Raw genomic sequence first — 1284 nt, forward strand, 5'->3', positions numbered from 1 at the left:
TTGAAGTGAACCCCGAAAACGGGACACCAATCAAAACACCTAAACCACTTGTTCCCTAAATTCTTTAGGGGATAGGTGGTTTAATTTTTCTTGAATTCGCACACAATTGTAGTAATGAATGTATTCTAGCACAATCTTTCGCACAGTTGTGTTGGATACTTTTGTTATCTCTTGTGAATAGAAAGCTTCACTTTTCAAATGACCAAAGAAGCTTTCCATGACGGCATTATCATGGCAATTTCCTCTCCGGGACATGCTGGTGATAATGCCGTTTTCTTTGGCATACGCTTGAAATTCTTTCGCTGTATAAATACTTCCTTGATCCGAGTGAAGAAGGACATCTTTTACTCTTCGCCCTCTCATTGCTTGTTTCAATGTCTTCATCGCTAATGTCAGTGTTTATGATTCGCTGATGACACAACTAATAATTTCACGATTAAAGGCATCCATGATCGTTGATAGATACAAGGTACGCTCTCCAAATAAGAGATACGTCACATCTGTAAACCACTTTTTATTTGGTCTGGATGCATCGAATTCACGCTCCAATCGATGAGGGGCTACCATTGGTTCCGCACCATTGATATATTTCTTTTTCTTTCGACGTACTTTTGAAAGAATGTGATTTTGTCTCATGATTCGTAATACTTTTTTATGATTAACACACAGTCCCATTTTTTGAAGAGTAGCGGTCACTCTTCGATATCCATACCGAAATTTATGCCTAAGACAGACGTCCTTTACTTTCTCTTCTATATCATCTTTCCGATCTTCCGTTCGTTGTAACCAGCGATAAAATGTGGAACGGGGTAATTCTAATACGTTACACAATTCTTTTATCGTCATTTTTGTTTTTACATTTTTCCATAAAGTAACTACAGTTTCTGGTTTCAGCCCCTTTCGATTTCCAGATACTTTCCCCATACAAGTAATTTTGTTTTTAGATGCTTATTTTCTAGACGTAGTTGTTCTAATTCACTGAGCTCTTTTGGTCCTTTTCCATAAGAATATTGTTTTCCTACAGGTTGTTGAAAACGATACGTTTGATCTGTACGATACCATTTCATCCATGTCTTAATTTGGGAAATATTTTTAATTCCGAGTTTCTCCATAATTGTACGATTTGAATAACCATCTTTCTTCATTTCAATTACTTTCCACTTTGTTTCTTCTGGGTAATGAACTCTTGTTGTCATACGAAAAAACACCTCCATTGAATTTGCATACTTAGTATGCGAATTCAGGAGGTGTTTTTTTCATGTACCACTATTCGGGTTCACTTCA

The 1284-nt window shown here is 36.6% G+C and carries 1 pseudogene; it reads right to left on the reverse strand.

Annotated features, from left to right (window positions below):
• Positions 1-39 precede the first annotated feature (39 nt).
• A pseudogene (locus MR115_RS29490) lies at positions 40-1196 on the reverse strand (IS3 family transposase).
• Positions 1197-1284 lie beyond the last annotated feature (88 nt).

The organism is Bacillus cereus group sp. BfR-BA-01309 (assembly GCF_022664315.1).
Classification (GTDB): Bacteria; Bacillota; Bacilli; order Bacillales; family Bacillaceae_G; genus Bacillus_A; species Bacillus_A mobilis.